Consider the following 16,778-nt stretch of genomic DNA (forward strand, 5'->3'; position numbering starts at 1 on the left):
CATAAAAATAACTCAATATCTTGAAGAAATAGCATATTTCAATTAAAAAAATATGCTATAATGAATCGATTATGTTTTGAAAAAGGTGGAACGCATAATGTATGAAACTTATCATTCCGGGTGGATTGAATGTATTACTGGAAGCATGTTTAGTGGTAAATCTGAAGAGTTAATTCGTCGATTAAGACGAGGCCTTTATGCTAAGCAAAAAGTAGTTGTATTTAAACCGGCTATAGATGACCGCTATCATAAAGATAAGATTGTTTCTCATAATGGCAACGCTATTGAAGCAATTAATATTTCAACAGCGGCTGAAATACTTAAGCACGATTTGTCAGATACAGATGTTATAGGTATCGATGAAGTGCAGTTTTTTGAAGAAGGTGTAGTTAATATTGTTGAACAATTAGCTAAAAAAGGCCATAGAGTCATTACAGCGGGACTAGATATGGATTTCCGAGGGGAACCGTTTGAACCTATACCACACCTACTAGCAGTAAGTGAAGAAGTGACTAAACTACAAGCTGTTTGTGCTGTTTGTGGTGCATCTTCAAGCCGCACACAAAGGTTGATTGATGGTAACCCAGCAAAAATAGATGATCCAGTTATATTAGTTGGTGCAAATGAAAGTTATGAACCAAGATGCAGAGCGCATCATATTGTTGCACCAAGTAATAATATGAAGGAGGAAATGTAGTGTTTGATCAATTAGATATCGTAGAAGAAAGATATGAACAATTAAATGAATTATTAAGTGATCCAGATGTAGTAAGTGATCCAGATAACTTAAGAAAATATTCAAAAGAACAATCAGATCTACAAAAAACTGTAGAAGTATACCGTAATTATAAACAAGTCAAAGAAGACATTGTTGAAATAGAAGAAATGTTAAAAGAAACAAAAGACAGTGATGAAATTGAAATGTTAAAAGAAGAACACCAATCACTTAACAATCAAGTTCCGAAACTAGAAGAAAATCTTAAATTTTTACTTATTCCGAAAGATCCTAACGATGAGAAAGACGTTATCGTGGAAATACGTGCTGCTGCTGGTGGAGATGAAGCTGCAATTTTTGCTGGGAACTTATTTAGAATGTATTCTAAATACGCTGAAGCACAACGTTATAAAACAGAAATTGTAGAAGCCGCTGAAAGTGACCATGGTGGTTATAAAGAAATCAGTTTTTCAATTTCAGGATCAGGTGCTTACAGTAAGTTGAAATATGAAAATGGCGCCCATCGTGTACAACGTGTACCTGAGACCGAGTCAGGTGGACGTATTCATACATCGACTGCTACAGTTGCAGTACTACCAGAAGTTGAAGATGTAGAAATTGAAGTGCGTAATGAAGATATTAAAGTAGATACTTACCGCTCTAGTGGTGCGGGTGGACAACATGTCAATACTACGGATTCAGCTGTACGTATCACACATGTGCCGACCGGAATCATTGCTACGTCTTCAGAAAAATCACAAATTCAAAACCGTGAAAAAGCTATGAAAGTTTTGAAAGCACGTTTATTTGATATGAAATTACAAGAAGAGCAACAAAAATATGCTGCCCAACGTAAATCAGCAGTAGGTTCTGGTGATCGTTCAGAACGTATTAGAACGTATAATTATCCTCAAAGTCGAGTGACTGACCACCGTATTGGTTTAACGATTCAGAAGTTAGATCAAGTTATGGAAGGAAAATTAGACGAAGTGATAGATGCATTAACTTTAGCTGAACAAACTGATAAATTGAAAGAACTTAACAATGGTGAATTATAAAACACGACTTTCTAATGCAAAAATGAAATGCTTTGAACTAGATATTGAAACAACTCGAGCAGAATGGTTAATGTTAGATTTATTGCAATGGAGTAAAGCGGATTATTTGATGCATAAGGATGAGGTAATGTCGGACATACATTTAGAATTATATAACGACGCTGAAGTTAGAATGTTAAAAGGTGAACCGATTCAGTATATTGTTGGAAGCCAATCATTTTACGGTGAGACATTCAAGGTGACTGAAGATTGTTTAATACCTAGACCTGAAACTGAGGAAGTCATGTTACACTTTTATAACGAGATTCATTCTGATGATACAATTGTTGATATTGGTACAGGTAGTGGTAATATTCCAATTATACTAAAAAAGATGAATCAATCATTAACTGTCTATGCTACAGATTTATATGCTACAGTATTAGCAGTAGCACAAGAAAATGCCCTTAGCCATCAAGTAGATATTAACTTTTTGCAGGGTGATGCATTAGCACCTTTAATAGAAAGAGGTATAAAAGTGAATGGTCTAATTTCTAACCCGCCTTATATTGATGATAATGAGGCTGTACTGATGGATGACACAGTATTGAAATATGAACCACATTCTGCATTATTTGCAGAAGATAATGGGTATAAGGTTTATGATGCAATATTAAACCAATTGCCAAAAGTACTTCTGCCGAATGCAAAGGTCGTTTTTGAAATTGGTTATAAACAAGGTCAAACATTGAAGCAAAAAATACAATCTAAATATCCTTCATTAGATGTTCAAATTATAAAAGATATTAATAATAACGATAGAATTATTTCTTTCGAGTGGTAATAAGAAGTTATGTACTGAACATGATAAATCATGAGAGTGCATAACTTTTTATTTTATTCTAAAATAAAATCATGAGAAGAAAGGGCGGGGCTAAATGGAAACGAAGATTTGGGATTTACGACAGTATAAAAATGAAATCAATCAATTTCCGGATATAAATGAAATCAAGCACATCTTTGAACAAGGAGGCTTGATTGCAATACCAACAGAAACAGTATATGGTCTTGGTGCGGATGCGAGAAATGCAGAAGCAATCAAAAAGATATATGAAGCGAAAGGTAGACCTTCAGATAACCCTTTGATTGTGCATATACATGATTTAAAACAAATAGAGCATTTTACACATGATATAACAAACGAAATTAAATTATTGATGAAGCATTTTTGGCCTGGACCAATTTCTTTTATATTACCGCTTAAAAAAGGATATTTGTGTGAAAGTGTAAGTGGTGGTTTATCATCAATTGCTGTTAGAATGCCAAGTCATTCAATCGGCAGACAAATTTTGCAATTCGTAGATATACCCATAGCAGCACCGAGCGCAAATTTAAGTGGTAGACCGTCACCTACAACATTTGAACATGTTTATTCAGATTTAAATGGTCGTATTAATGGTATGGTAAATGGTGATCAAAGTGAAGAAGGATTGGAAAGCACTGTATTAGATTGCACACAGTTTCCATTTAGAATCGCTAGACCTGGTTCAATTACGAAACCGATGATTGAAGCGGTGTTACCTCATAGTGTATCTACAAGAAAGACTTTGGATAGCGATAAGCCAATTGCACCAGGGATGAAATATAAACATTATGCGCCAGATACACCGTTACAAATTGTTCAAGCATTCAATATAAAGCCTTCAGAAGAAAAAGATTGGAGCCAAACAGCATTTATCGTTCCAAGTGATAAGCGAGATTTCGTGCCTGACGGGTCTATTTTTATAGAATTATGTAAAAATGAAAATGATATTAAAGGGGCAAATCATAACCTTTATAAAATATTGCATCATATTGATCAAGATGAACAAATTAAAACAGCATATATTTATGGTTTTGATATTACTGACCATACCATAGCGATTATGAATAGAATGATGAAAGCTGCAAGTCAAACTATTGTTAAAGGAGACCAACTATGAGAATAATATTTGTTTGTACTGGTAATACGTGTAGAAGTCCGATGGCTGAAAGTATTGCCAAAGCGAAAATGCCTGAATATATCATAGAATCACGAGGTGTTTTTGCTCAAGATGGCCAGCCTACGTCTCAGAATACACTAAGTATCATAAATGAACATCATTTACCATCACCTAGTAATGCTAAACGTTTTACAGCGGAGGATTTAAATGCAGATTTAATATTAACAATGTCACAATCTCACAAAGAAACGATACAACAAGTATATGGAGAGACAGAGAAAATTTTTACTATCACTGAATATGTTCAACGAGAAGGAGAAATCACTGATCCATATGGTGGATCGTTATATGATTATAATAAAATATATAATGAATTAAATTTGTTGATAGATACTTTAAAAAATAAAATATTAAAGTAATAATTTTGTTAAATTAGTATGAGTGAGTAGCTAAATACGTTATAATAAAATACGTATAGCAAAATTGCTATCGTCTAATCTTGTATGTCTCATAGCATTGAGGTGTTTAAATACTTTTTTTAAATCATTATTTTAAAAGGGGTGGGAGAATGGAAGATCTAAAGTTATTGTTAAATGAATTAAAGACTAAATCTTTCTTTAAAGCAAATGAATTATGTGTGATTGGTTGTTCTACATCCGAAGTAATTGGTGAACGTATAGGTAGTGTAGGTTCTATGGATGTAGCACAAGAAATATTTGAAGCATTAAAGCAAATTGAGAATGATACAAATGTTTCTTTTGTATTTCAAGGCTGTGAACATATTAACAGAGCAATAACAATTGAAAGGTCTAAGTTCAACCCCCTTACGATGGAAGAAGTGTCTGTAATACCAGATGTTCATGCAGGTGGTAGCTTAGCAACTTATGCTTACCAACATATGCAAGATCCAATGGTTGTTGAACGAATAATAGTGCCAAAAGGTATTGATATTGGTCAAACATTAATTGGCATGCATATTGCGCATGTAGCCATTCCAGAACGTACAAGTGTTAAACAGATTGGTGAGGCAGTTGTTACAATCGCTTCTTCAAGACCTAAGAAAATTGGTGGCGAAAGAGCAAAATATAACTAATACAGAACGAGGGGGATTTACCTATGTCATTTATTCAAGAGCAAGATAAAGAAATATATGAAGTGATTCAAAATGAATTTAACCGTCAAAATAACAATATCGAGCTGATTGCTTCAGAGAACTTTGTTTCGGAAGCAGTTATGGAAGCGCAAGGTTCAGTATTAACGAACAAATATGCTGAGGGCTATCCGAACAGAAGATACTATGGTGGATGTGAATACGTGGATGTGTCTGAAACATTAGCTATCGAACGTGCCAAACAACTTTTTGGTGCTGAACACGTTAACGTACAGCCACACTCTGGGTCACAAGCAAATATGGCAGTTTATCTAGTAGCATTAGAACATGGTGATACTGTATTAGGTATGAATTTAAGCCATGGTGGTCATTTAACACATGGTTCGCCTGTTAACTTTAGTGGACAATTTTATAACTTTGTTGAGTATGGCGTAGACAAAGAAAATGAACAAATTGATTATGATGAAGTGTTAAGATTAGCTAAAGAAAATAAACCTAAATTAATTGTCGCAGGTGCATCCGCTTATTCTCGAGCTATTGATTTCAAACGATTCAAAGAGATTGCAGATGAAGTAGGGGCAAAATTAATGGTAGATATGGCGCATATTGCAGGTTTAGTTGCAGTTGGTTTACATCAAAACCCTGTTGAATATGCAGATTTTGTAACTACTACAACACATAAAACATTACGTGGCCCTCGTGGTGGAATGATTTTATGTAAAGAAGAGTACAAAAAGCAAATTGATAAAAAAATATTCCCTGGTATTCAAGGCGGACCGTTAGAACACGTTATTGCTGGGAAAGCAGTTGCTTTTGGTGAAGCATTACAAGACGACTTCAAAACATATCAACAACAAGTAGTTAATAATGCTAAAACATTAGCAGATACATTAACTAAAGAAGGCTATAGAGTCGTTTCAGGCGGTACAGATAATCATTTAGTATCATTAGATGTTAAAGGTTCAGTAGGTATCACAGGTAAAGTAGCTGAAGAAACATTAGATGCTGTAGGTATTACTTGTAACAAAAATACAATTCCGTTCGATCAAGAAAAACCATTTGTAACAAGTGGTGTTCGTTTAGGTACACCTGCTGCAACAACACGTGGATTTGACGAAGCTGCTTTTGAAGAAGTTGCAAAAATTATCAGTTTAGTTTTAAGAAATCCAGAAGATAAAAAAGCTTTAGACGAAGGAAAAGAAAGAGTTAAAGCATTAACTACAAAACATCCTTTATACAATTAAAATTGGAGGAAGTAAATTATGGGCAAAGTACATGTTTTTGATCACCCACTTATTCAACACAAATTAAGTTACATTCGAGACGTACATACAGGGACTAAAGAATTTAGAGAATTAGTAGATGAAGTTGGTATGTTAATGGCATACGAAGTGACAAGAGATTTAGAATTACAAGATGTAGAAATAGACACACCAGTAACTAAAATGGTAGCTAAAAGATTAACGGGTAAAAAATTAGCATTTGTACCAATTTTAAGAGCTGGCTTAGGTATGACACAAGGTATTTTAAACTTAGTACCAGCAGCGAGAATAGGTCATGTGGGTCTATATAGAGATCCTGAAACACTTGATGCAGTTGAGTACTTTGTGAAATTACCACAAGATATCGAAGAAAGAGAAATTGTAGTCGTAGACCCAATGTTAGCTACAGGTGCTTCAGCAATTGAAGCAATCAATTCTCTTAAAAAACGTGGCGCGAAAAACATTCGTTTTATGTGCTTAGTTGCTGCGCCTGAAGGTGTAGAAAAATTACAAGAAGCACATGAGGATGTAGATATTTTCATAGCTGCATTAGATGAAAAATTAGATGACCATGCATATATTACACCTGGTTTAGGTGATGCTGGAGACCGTTTATTCGGAACAAAATAGTTTTACCCAGGAGTGGAGTAGAATGAAGAAGATAATGACTGTGTTCGGGACACGTCCTGAGGCAGTGAAAATGGCGCCGCTTGTATTAGCATTGCGAGATGATGCTGAGTTGGAACCGATAGTAGTAGTTACTGCGCAGCATAGAGAAATGTTAGATTCTGTACTGGAAAGCTTTCATATTACACCAGATTACGATTTGGATATTATGAAGCAAGGCCAATCATTATCTGAAATTACTTCTCGTATATTGACTAGACTAGAGGACGTTATTAAGGAAGAACAACCAGATATGATACTTGTGCATGGTGACACCATGTCAACTTTCGCTGGAAGTTTGGCAGCATTATATAATCAAATTCCTATAGGCCACGTGGAAGCAGGGTTAAGAACTTGGGATAAATATGCTCCATTTCCTGAAGAAATGAATAGGCAAATGGTAGGGGTAATGGCAGATTTGAACTTTGCCCCTACTAATAATGCTGCAGAAAATCTTATTGCGGAAAATAAACCGTCAGATACTGTAGTGGTTACTGGAAATACTGCAATTGATGCTATGAAGACTACCATACATGAACATTATCAATCTGATATTATCGACAGACATAAAGATAAACGCATTATTTTACTAACTGCTCATAGGCGTGAAAATATTGGAGAGCCTATGGAACATATTTTTAAAGCAGTAAGAGATATTGTCGATAAATATGAAGATGTAGTAGTCGTTTACCCTGTACATAAAAATCCAAAAGTAAGAAGTATTGCAGATTTATACTTATCTAATCATGATCGAATTGAATTGATCGAACCATTAGAAGTAGTAGACTTTCATAATTTTGCGCATCAGTCTTATTTGATATTAACGGATTCAGGTGGAGTTCAAGAAGAAGCGCCATCTCTAGGTAAACCGGTATTAGTTTTAAGAGAAGCAACTGAAAGACCAGAAGGTGTAGAAGCAGGCACACTGAAAATTGTTGGTACAAATGCACAAATGATTTTTGATGCTACGCAAGCATTATTGGAAGACGAGCAATTGTACAAAGCAATGAGTGAAGCGCGCAACCCTTATGGCGATGGAAATGCATCAAATAGAATTTGTGAAAATATAAAGTATTATTTTCATCTAATTCCCCAAAAACCTAGTTTTTTTAAATATTAATAGTGGTAAATGTGTCATTTTTGTGACAAGTGTGCAAAAAATTAAACTACATTTTGAATAGAATTGACACCTTTACCGTCCTATATTATTATTAAAACTGTATGATTGAAATGGTTTTCATCATTGAATGAAAAAATGAAGTGAGGCACAGTAATGAAACATTTCAACATCATTTTTCAACAGTATATACAATTTTATTTATATGGTATAGTTGTACTGTTATTTGTGTTTATTTTCACAAGTTCGCCATTTATTTTAGGACTTATCATAGGCATGATTGGATCACTTATTAATACTTTTACTTTCGAGTTTTACTTAGCGAAAGCTAAACAAAAAGATAATATACATATTTCAACGGGCAACGTTTGGAGATATTTGATTGTGATTCTTGCATGTTGTACTTGGTATTTTTATAAGGACTATATAAATATAATTGGTGTGGTTGTTGGTTTAATGATTTCTTATGTGTTAATGGTTTTGAAACCGTTTTTGCACAAGGAATAAAATCTTAATATGAAAGAGGTGAGAAAGCATGGATCATAAAGACCCTCTAGTCAGTTGGAATGTGTTCGGTCTAGACATCGTGTTTAATCTATCATCAATTATGATGTTGGTTATTACAGCGCTTATTGTTTTTGTCATAGCTATTATTTGTACACGCAACCTCAAGAAACGTCCATCTGGTAAGCAAAACTTTATAGAGTGGGTTTTTGACTTTGTAAGAGGAGTTATTGAAAGTAACATGGCATGGTCTAAAGGTGGTCAATTCCATTTCCTTGCTGTTACATTAATATTCTTCATATTTGTCAGTAATATGATTGGATTACCTTTTCAATTAATTTCAGGTCATACACTGTGGTGGAAATCACCAACAGCTGATGCAACTGTTACTTTGACATTGTCAACTTTAGTTATCCTTTTAACACACTATTACGGTGTTAAAATCAAGGGTCCAAAAGGATACTTCCAGAACTATACTAAACCTATATTCTTATTACCTATTAATATCTTTGAAGAATTCACTTCAACATTGACATTAGGTTTACGACTATACGGTAATATCTTTGCAGGTGAGTTACTACTTGGATTACTAGCAGGTTTAGTTATCGGTTTCCCAGCATGGGGATGGTTGATTGGTATCCCAGGTTTAATTGTTTGGCAAGGGTTCTCAATATTTATTGGTACGATTCAGGCTTATATTTTTGTAATGCTTTCAATGGTATACATGTCCCATAAAGTTCAGGACAGTCATTAATTTAAAATTTAAAAAAAGAAAAATTAGGAGGATTTATAAATGAATTTAATCGCAGCAGCAATCGCAATCGGCTTATCAGCACTAGGTGCAGGTATTGGTAATGGTCTTATCGTTTCAAGAACAGTAGAAGGTGTAGCACGTCAACCAGAAGCACGTGGTCAATTAATGGGTATTATGTTCATTGGTGTTGGCTTAGTTGAAGCATTACCAATCATCGGTGTAGTTATCGCTTTCATGTCACTATAATTAAACCAGTTTTATGGCGAAGTCTTGTAGACTTTCGCCGTTCGTTTTTATCAATATGACTTATAATTATAATGAATGAAAGGAGTGTCTATGTAAGTGACTGCTACGACAAATATGTTCGTACTTGGTGCGGCTGACACTAGTGGTGTTCAGTGGGGAACAATTCTTGTTACCCTTGTAACTTTTCTTATATTAGTAGCTTTATTGAAAAAATTCGCTTGGGGTCCATTAAAAGGTGTAATGGATCAACGTGAACATGATATTAATAAAGATATAGATGATGCTGAACAAGCTAAATTAAATGCACAGAAGTTAGAAGAACAAAACAAACAAACGCTAAAAGAAACACAAGATGAGGTTCAAAAGATTTTAGAAGATTCTAAAGTCCAAGCTCGCAAACAGCATGAAGAAATTATTCATGAAGCAAATATTAGAGCAAATGGTATGATTGAAACAGCACAGAATGAAATCAACAGTGAAAAAGAACGTGCAATTGCTGATATTAATAATCAAGTTTCTGAACTTTCAGTATTGATTGCATCGAAAGTACTGCAAAAAGAAATATCAGGCAAAGATCAAAAAGAATTAGTTGAAAAGTACATTAAAGAGGCAGGCGATAAATAATGGCTATCATAGCAAAAAAATATGCCAAGGCTTTATTTGATACTGCTAAAGACACAAACAATCTTGAAATGATGTACGAAGAATTTTCAACAATCAACACAGCAGTACAACCTGAAACAAAAAAATTACAAGCATTGGATGCAGATCCACAAAAAGATGTACAACAGCGTCGTAGTTTTGCAAAAGTAGTGTTTGGTCATGCCAATCAATACTTGCAAAACATGTTAACGATTCTTGCAAGTAACCGTCATCTTTCTTACATTCATGAAATCTATATAGAATTTGAAGCTTTATTTAATCAACATCACAATCAAGAATATGCTGTAGTTGAATCAGTGTATGAATTGTCAGATGAAGATTTAGAACGCATTGATACGATAATTAAATCACGTACAAATTACTCTAAAATCATGATTACAAATAAAATCAATCCAGAGCTTATCGGCGGGGTTCGAGTTAAAGTTGGAACGAAAGTCATGGACGCAAGCATTAAAAATGACCTTGCACAATTAGAGAAACAATTTATTAGAGTGAAATAAAAACTTAAGGAGTGACATAGATGGCCATTAAAGCTGAAGAAATCAGTGCATTACTTCGCTCACAAATAGAAAATTATGAGTCAGAAATGGCTGTTACTGATGTAGGTACAGTACTACAAATAGGTGATGGTATAGCATTAATCCACGGATTAAATGATGTTATGGCTGGTGAGCTAGTAGAATTTAATAGCGGCGTTCTAGGTTTAGCACAAAACTTAGAAGAGTCAAATGTAGGTGTCGTAATTTTAGGCCCTTACGATGACATAAAAGAAGGGGACGAAGTAAAACGTACTGGACGTATTATGGAAGTTCCTGTTGGTGAAGAATTACTTGGCCGTGTTGTTAACCCATTAGGACAACCAATAGATGGACAAGGTCCTGCTAACACAACAAAGACACGCCCAGTTGAGAAAAAAGCAACTGGTGTAATGGATCGTAAATCAGTTGATGAACCATTACAAACGGGTATTAAAGCGATTGACGCATTAGTACCAATTGGCCGTGGACAACGTGAATTAATAATAGGTGACCGTCAAACTGGTAAAACAACAGTTGCAATTGATACGATTTTAAACCAAAAAGATCAAGATACGATTTGTATTTATGTTGCAATCGGTCAAAAAGATTCAACTGTACGTACGAACGTTGAAAAATTACGCCAGGAAGGCGCGTTGGATTATACAATTATTGTTTCTGCTTCTGCAGCTGATCCGGCACCAATGCTTTATATTGCACCGTATTCTGGTGTAGCTATGGCTGAAGAATTCATGTTCGATGGTAAGGATGTATTAATAGTTTATGATGATTTAACAAAACAAGCTGCGGCTTATCGTGAACTATCATTACTATTACGTAGACCTCCAGGCCGTGAAGCTTACCCTGGTGACGTGTTCTACTTACATAGTAGATTGTTAGAAAGAGCAGCAAAATTAAACGATGAATTAGGTGGCGGTTCAATTACTGCATTACCAATTATCGAAACACAAGCTGGCGATATCGCAGCATATGTACCAACAAACGTTATTTCAATCACTGATGGACAAATTTTCTTACAATCAGATTTATTCTTCTCTGGTGTAAGACCTGCAATCAATGCTGGTCAGTCAGTATCACGTGTTGGTGGTTCTGCACAGATTAAAGCAATGAAAAAAGTTGCCGGTACTTTACGTTTGGACTTAGCGTCGTTCCGTGAATTAGAATCATTTGCTCAATTTGGTTCTGATTTAGATGAATTTACTGCACAAAAATTAGAACGTGGTAAACGTACTGTAGAAATTTTAAAACAAGATAAAAACCAACCACTACCTGTAGAGAATCAAGTATTAATTATTTATGCTCTAACTAAAGGTTATTTAGATGATATTCCAGTTGAAGACATCACTCGTTTTGAATCAGAATTAAATCAATGGGCGAAATCAAATGCCTCTGAATTATTAGACGAAATCAAAACTTCTGGTGCTTTACCTAACGAAGATGCATTTGAATCAGCTATTACTGAATTTAAAAAAAGTTTCAGTAAAACAGAAGCATAGTAGTTATAGTAAATAAAAGGTGGTGAGATAATGGGATCTCTTAAAGAGATTGATACACGTATAAAATCAACTAAAAAAATGAAACAAATTACGAAAGCAATGAACATGGTTTCAAGTTCAAAATTGCGTCGTGCTGAAAGAAATACAAATCAATTCAGACCTTATATGGAAAAAATGCAAGATGCAATTACTGCGGTTGCTGGTGCAGATAAAAATTCAAATCACCCAATGTTACAACAACGTGAAGTGAAGAAAAGTGGCTATATTGTCATTACAAGTGATCAAGGATTGGCAGGCGCATATAATGCAAATGTATTGAAGCATTTAGTTAACGATATTGAGAATAAGCATGCTAGTAAAGATGAATATTCAATTTTAGTCTTAGGACAAACTGGTGTGGATTTCCTTAAAAATAAAGGTTATGAAGTTCATGATTCACTTGTTGAAGTACCTGATCAACCTTCATTTAAAGAAATACAAGCTATCGCTAAAAAAGCGGTAGATTTATATAGCGATGAAGCAGTAGATGAGGTTAAAATCTACTATAGTCATTTCGTCAGTGTATTAGAAAATACACCTTCCATGAAAACTGTACTTCCATTGTCTCCAGAAGATTCAAGTTTAGGACATGGTCAAATGTCTTCATATGAATTTGAGCCAGACAAAGAAGCAATCTTAAGCGTTATTCTACCTCAATATGTAGAGAGTTTAATATATGGAACGATTTTAGATGCGAAAGCAAGTGAGCATGCGACTCGTATGACTGCTATGAAAAATGCATCTGATAATGCTACAGAGATTATTGATGATTTATCAATTGAATATAACAGAGCTAGACAAGCAGAAATCACTCAACAAATTACTGAAATTGTTGGTGGATCAGTTGCGCTTGAATAATTATTAAAGGAGGCAAAAAAGCATGGGATTAGGCCGTGTAACACAAATTATGGGTCCAGTAATTGATGTTCGCTTTGAGCACAATGAAGTTCCAGAAATTAACAATGCTTTAACAGTCGACGTTGAAAGAGATGAAGGTACTGTCACGCTTACATTAGAAGTTGCATTACAACTTGGCGATAATGTAGTACGTACGATTGCAATGGATTCAACTGATGGTGTTAAACGTGGTACAGAAGTTCGAGATAGTGGTGAAAGTATCAGCGTACCAGTTGGAGATATTACATTAGGTCGAGTATTCAACGTACTTGGCGATACAATTGATTTAGATGAAAAAATCGAAAATTCAGTTCGACGTGATCCAATTCATAGAGAAGCACCTGCATTCGATGAATTATCTACTAAAGTTGAAATTTTAGAAACAGGAATTAAAGTTATCGATTTATTAGCACCATATATTAAAGGTGGTAAAATCGGTTTATTCGGTGGAGCCGGTGTTGGTAAAACTGTATTAATTCAAGAATTAATTAATAACATTGCTCAAGAACATGGTGGTATTTCTGTATTTGCCGGTGTTGGTGAACGTACACGTGAAGGTAATGACTTATACTTCGAGATGAGTGATAGTGGTGTTATTAAGAAAACTGCAATGGTATTCGGTCAAATGAACGAACCGCCTGGTGCACGTATGCGTGTAGCATTATCTGGTTTAACAATGGCAGAATATTTCCGTGACGAACAAGGACAAGATGTATTACTATTCGTTGATAACATTTTCAGATTTACACAAGCTGGTTCAGAAGTATCAGCATTGTTAGGTCGTATGCCTTCAGCTGTTGGGTATCAACCAACATTAGGTACGGAAATGGGACAATTACAAGAACGTATTACATCAACAAACAAAGGTTCGGTTACTTCAATCCAAGCGGTATTCGTACCTGCCGATGACTATACTGACCCTGCGCCAGCAGCAGTATTTGCTCACTTAGATGCAACTACAAACTTAGAACGTAAATTAACTGAAATGGGTATTTATCCAGCGGTTGATCCGTTAGCATCTACTTCAAGAGCACTTGACCCAACGATTGTTGGACAAGATCATTATGAAATAGCACGTGATGTACAATCTACTTTACAAAAGTATAGAGAGTTACAAGACATCATTGCTATTTTAGGTATGGATGAATTATCGGAAGAAGATAAACTAACTGTAGAACGCGCACGTCGTATTCAGTTCTTCTTATCACAAAACTTCCACGTAGCAGAACAATTCACTGGTCAAAAAGGTTCTTACGTTCCAGTTCAAAAAACTGTAGAAGGTTTCAAAGCAATTTTAGATGGCGATTATGACCATATCCCTGAAGATGCATTCCGTCTTGTTGGTAGTATGGAAGAAGTAATTGCTAAAGCTAAAGACATGGGTGTTGAAGTTTAAAAATTAGGAGGTATGGATAATGAACACATTAAGCCTAAATATTGTCACTCCTAATGGTTCTGTTAACAACCGAGAAGATGTTAATCTTGCAGTGTTCCAAACTACTGCAGGTGAGATCGGTGTTATGTATGGACATATTCCAACAGTTGCAGCACTTGAAATTGGCTATGTCAAAATTAACTTTGATAATGGTTCAGAATATATTGCAGTGAGTGAAGGTTTTGTTGAGGTTAGACAAGATAAATTATCGGTTATTGTACAAACTGCAGAACCTGCTAACGAAATAGATGTAGCTAGAGCAGAGTTAGCTAAATCTAGAGCAGAATCTCATATAAATAATGAAGAAGATAATAGTGATATTAGTAGAGCTAAGCGTGCGTTAGAACGTGCTAACAACCGTATTCGTGTCGCTAACTTACAATAAATATTATTTGAAATTTGAAGTTCCTAATAGAAGGAACTTCATTTTTTTTTGATTATAAAACGCATTAATATCCTCGCAGTTCATTATTTTATTGAAGGATGTCCTATAAATAAACGATTTTAATTCCTATATAGAATATTTTATTACGAGATATACATAAAATATTTTTATCTTTATATTTAATATGAATATCTTTTATGCTATTAGGGAATAGCAAAATATAACATTTAGTTATATTAGGGGATTTACCGTTGTTCTTAAGTATCTTTTAGAGCCAATTTCGTGTAAAATAGTTGAATAGTATGAAGTGAGGAGCATGGCTTATGGAGTATTTAGGACAGTTCTCAGTTGTACATCTTATCTTACATGTGCTTTGTATTTGTGTTGCTTATTGGGCACTTAACTCAATAAGGTTAGATCAATTTTTTAAAAAAGGGTATCCAGTTCAAGTTCAGATATGTATGATATTTTTAGCAATATTATTAGGTACAGCAGTAAGTAATTTTATTGTAGATTTACTACAATTTTCAACTCAAATAAAATATTTAGCACAATAATTCAAATATCTGTATATTTGTTTGGTTTACAGATATAATAATTTAAGAGTACATAAAAAAGATGAATTTTAATGAAATATAAAAGTAGTTAAGTGGAGGATTTAAGATGGATATGATAGAGATTAATGGTGGAAATAGATTAACTGGTGAAGTGAAAGTATCAGGTGCAAAAAATGCTGTATTACCAGTATTAACTGCTTCACTATTAGCATCAAAAGGTGTTAGTAAACTTATGAATGTACCAGCACTTAGTGATGTGGAGACGATTAATAATGTAATTTCAACATTAAATGCAGATGTTTCATACAATAAAGAAGAAGAATCTGTCACTGTTGATGCCACAAAGGAATTAAATGAAGAGGCACCATATGAGTATGTGAGCAAAATGAGAGCAAGTATACTTGTAATGGGTCCATTATTAGCTCGTCTAGGTCATGCAAAAGTTGCGTTGCCAGGTGGTTGTGCAATTGGTTCAAGACCTATCGAACAACATATCAAAGGCTTTGAAGAGTTGGGTGCTGATATCCATATGGATGGTGGTTTTATTTATGCCAGCACTGAAAATGGATTGAAAGGTACATCAATTCACTTAGATTTTCCAAGTGTAGGAGCGACTCAGAATATCATTATGGCTGCATCATTAGCTGAAGGTAAAACAGTGTTAGAAAACGTAGCACGTGAACCAGAGATTGTTGATTTAGCAAACTATATCAATGAAATGGGCGGTAATGTAGTAGGCGCAGGTACAGATACGATAACTATTCACGGGGTTGAAGCATTACATGGAGTAGAACATTCAATTATACCTGACAGAATTGAAGCAGGAACGCTACTTATTGCAGGAGCAATTACACGTGGTGATATAATTGTAAACGGAGCTATCAAAGAACACATGACAAGTTTAGTTTATAAATTAGAAGAAATGGGCGTAAACTTAGATTATCAAGGTGACACGATACGTGTTACAGCAGAAGGCCCATTAAATCCTGTAGATATTAAAACACTACCTCACCCAGGTTTTCCAACTGATATGCAATCGCAAATGATGGCATTGTTACTTACAGCAGACGGTCATAAAGTAGTGACTGAAACAGTTTTTGAAAATAGATTTATGCATGTTGGAGAATTCAAACGCATGAACGCTAAAATACAAGTTGAAGGTAGAAGCGCAAAAATTGAAGGTAAAAGTGAACTTCAAGGTGCTCAAGTAAAAGCAACAGATTTACGTGCAGCAGCGGCCCTTATTTTAGCAGGACTTGTAGCTGATGGAACAACCCAAGTTACTGAGTTAATACACTTAGATAGAGGTTATGTTGATTTACATGGTAAATTAAAATCTTTAGGTGCCGATATCAAACGTACACAAAAATAATACT

General features: G+C 34.7%; 20 protein-coding genes. All 20 read left to right on the top strand.

The genetic code is table 11. The features are described 5' to 3' along the window. The first annotated feature begins 97 nt into the window (after positions 1–97). The gene (locus tag NSR03_RS02345) at positions 98–697 is read left to right on the top strand and encodes a thymidine kinase (protein WP_002507065.1); all 600 of its coding nucleotides are present in this window, start codon (positions 98–100) and stop codon (positions 695–697) included. Continuing rightward, the gene (gene prfA, locus NSR03_RS02350; RefSeq protein WP_002507066.1) at positions 697–1,773 is read left to right on the top strand and encodes a peptide chain release factor 1; all 1,077 of its coding nucleotides are present in this window, start codon (positions 697–699) and stop codon (positions 1,771–1,773) included. Before NSR03_RS02345 ends, prfA begins: the two co-directional genes overlap by 1 nt. Continuing rightward, positions 1,760–2,596 carry a peptide chain release factor N(5)-glutamine methyltransferase gene (gene prmC / locus NSR03_RS02355; RefSeq protein WP_021339783.1) on the top strand — a complete coding sequence of 279 codons (837 nt, stop codon included), beginning with the start codon at positions 1,760–1,762 and terminating at the stop codon, positions 2,594–2,596. Before prfA ends, prmC begins: the two co-directional genes overlap by 14 nt. Positions 2,597–2,690: 94 nt before the next feature. Further along, on the top strand, positions 2,691–3,734 hold the full coding sequence (locus tag NSR03_RS02360; RefSeq protein WP_021339782.1) for an L-threonylcarbamoyladenylate synthase: 1,044 nt from the start codon (positions 2,691–2,693) through the stop codon (positions 3,732–3,734). Continuing rightward, positions 3,731–4,153, top strand: coding sequence for a low molecular weight protein arginine phosphatase (locus NSR03_RS02365; protein ID WP_021339781.1), 423 nt, complete (start codon positions 3,731–3,733; stop codon positions 4,151–4,153). Before NSR03_RS02360 ends, NSR03_RS02365 begins: the two co-directional genes overlap by 4 nt. Before the next feature lie 149 nt (positions 4,154–4,302). Then, positions 4,303–4,827, top strand: a complete 525-nt coding sequence (locus NSR03_RS02370; RefSeq protein ID WP_002507070.1) for a TIGR01440 family protein — start codon at positions 4,303–4,305, stop codon at positions 4,825–4,827. A 23-nt stretch (positions 4,828–4,850) separates the two neighbouring features. Then, on the top strand, positions 4,851–6,089 hold the full coding sequence (gene glyA / locus NSR03_RS02375) for a serine hydroxymethyltransferase (protein ID WP_069813851.1): 1,239 nt from the start codon (positions 4,851–4,853) through the stop codon (positions 6,087–6,089). An 18-nt stretch (positions 6,090–6,107) separates the two neighbouring features. Further along, entirely contained in the window at positions 6,108–6,737 is a 630-nt protein-coding gene (gene upp / locus NSR03_RS02380) for a uracil phosphoribosyltransferase (RefSeq protein WP_002507072.1), read from the top strand. Between the two features lie 22 nt (positions 6,738–6,759). Further along, complete coding sequence (wecB, locus tag NSR03_RS02385; RefSeq protein WP_021339778.1) at positions 6,760–7,893, top strand: non-hydrolyzing UDP-N-acetylglucosamine 2-epimerase; 1,134 nt, start codon at positions 6,760–6,762, stop codon at positions 7,891–7,893. Positions 7,894–8,046: 153 nt separating this feature from the next. Further along, a complete protein-coding gene (locus NSR03_RS02390) occupies positions 8,047–8,397 on the top strand; it encodes an ATP synthase subunit I (protein ID WP_069813852.1) in 351 nt (116 codons plus the stop codon). Positions 8,398–8,425: 28 nt separating this feature from the next. Next, positions 8,426–9,148: a F0F1 ATP synthase subunit A gene (atpB, locus tag NSR03_RS02395; RefSeq protein ID WP_002507075.1), complete on the top strand. Its 723-nt coding sequence runs from the start codon at positions 8,426–8,428 to the stop codon at positions 9,146–9,148. Between the two features lie 39 nt (positions 9,149–9,187). Continuing rightward, positions 9,188–9,394: a F0F1 ATP synthase subunit C gene (atpE, locus tag NSR03_RS02400; RefSeq protein ID WP_002507076.1), complete on the top strand. Its 207-nt coding sequence runs from the start codon at positions 9,188–9,190 to the stop codon at positions 9,392–9,394. A gap of 96 nt (positions 9,395–9,490) precedes the next feature. Next, positions 9,491–10,018: a F0F1 ATP synthase subunit B gene (locus NSR03_RS02405; protein ID WP_021339776.1), complete on the top strand. Its 528-nt coding sequence runs from the start codon at positions 9,491–9,493 to the stop codon at positions 10,016–10,018. Further along, positions 10,018–10,557 carry a F0F1 ATP synthase subunit delta gene (locus NSR03_RS02410; RefSeq protein WP_002507078.1) on the top strand — a complete coding sequence of 180 codons (540 nt, stop codon included), beginning with the start codon at positions 10,018–10,020 and terminating at the stop codon, positions 10,555–10,557. Before NSR03_RS02405 ends, NSR03_RS02410 begins: the two co-directional genes overlap by 1 nt. A 20-nt stretch (positions 10,558–10,577) precedes the next feature. After that, a complete protein-coding gene (gene atpA, locus NSR03_RS02415; RefSeq protein ID WP_002507079.1) occupies positions 10,578–12,089 on the top strand; it encodes a F0F1 ATP synthase subunit alpha in 1,512 nt (503 codons plus the stop codon). A gap of 30 nt (positions 12,090–12,119) precedes the next feature. Continuing rightward, positions 12,120–12,986 carry an ATP synthase F1 subunit gamma gene (gene atpG, locus NSR03_RS02420; protein ID WP_002507080.1) on the top strand — a complete coding sequence of 289 codons (867 nt, stop codon included), beginning with the start codon at positions 12,120–12,122 and terminating at the stop codon, positions 12,984–12,986. Between the two features lie 22 nt (positions 12,987–13,008). Continuing rightward, a complete protein-coding gene (gene atpD / locus NSR03_RS02425) occupies positions 13,009–14,421 on the top strand; it encodes a F0F1 ATP synthase subunit beta (RefSeq protein WP_021339775.1) in 1,413 nt (470 codons plus the stop codon). Positions 14,422–14,440: 19 nt separating this feature from the next. After that, positions 14,441–14,845, top strand: coding sequence for a F0F1 ATP synthase subunit epsilon (locus NSR03_RS02430; protein ID WP_002507082.1), 405 nt, complete (start codon positions 14,441–14,443; stop codon positions 14,843–14,845). Between the two features lie 323 nt (positions 14,846–15,168). Next, positions 15,169–15,402 carry a DUF1146 family protein gene (locus NSR03_RS02435; RefSeq protein WP_002507083.1) on the top strand — a complete coding sequence of 78 codons (234 nt, stop codon included), beginning with the start codon at positions 15,169–15,171 and terminating at the stop codon, positions 15,400–15,402. 106 nt (positions 15,403–15,508) lie between these two features. Then, positions 15,509–16,774 (top strand): UDP-N-acetylglucosamine 1-carboxyvinyltransferase, encoded by a 1,266-nt coding sequence (gene murA / locus NSR03_RS02440; RefSeq protein ID WP_021339774.1) that lies wholly within the window; start codon positions 15,509–15,511, stop codon positions 16,772–16,774. Positions 16,775–16,778: the final 4 nt, after the last annotated feature.

This window comes from Staphylococcus sp. FSL W8-1207 (genome assembly GCF_038003745.1).
Classification (GTDB): Bacteria; Bacillota; Bacilli; order Staphylococcales; family Staphylococcaceae; genus Staphylococcus; species Staphylococcus equorum.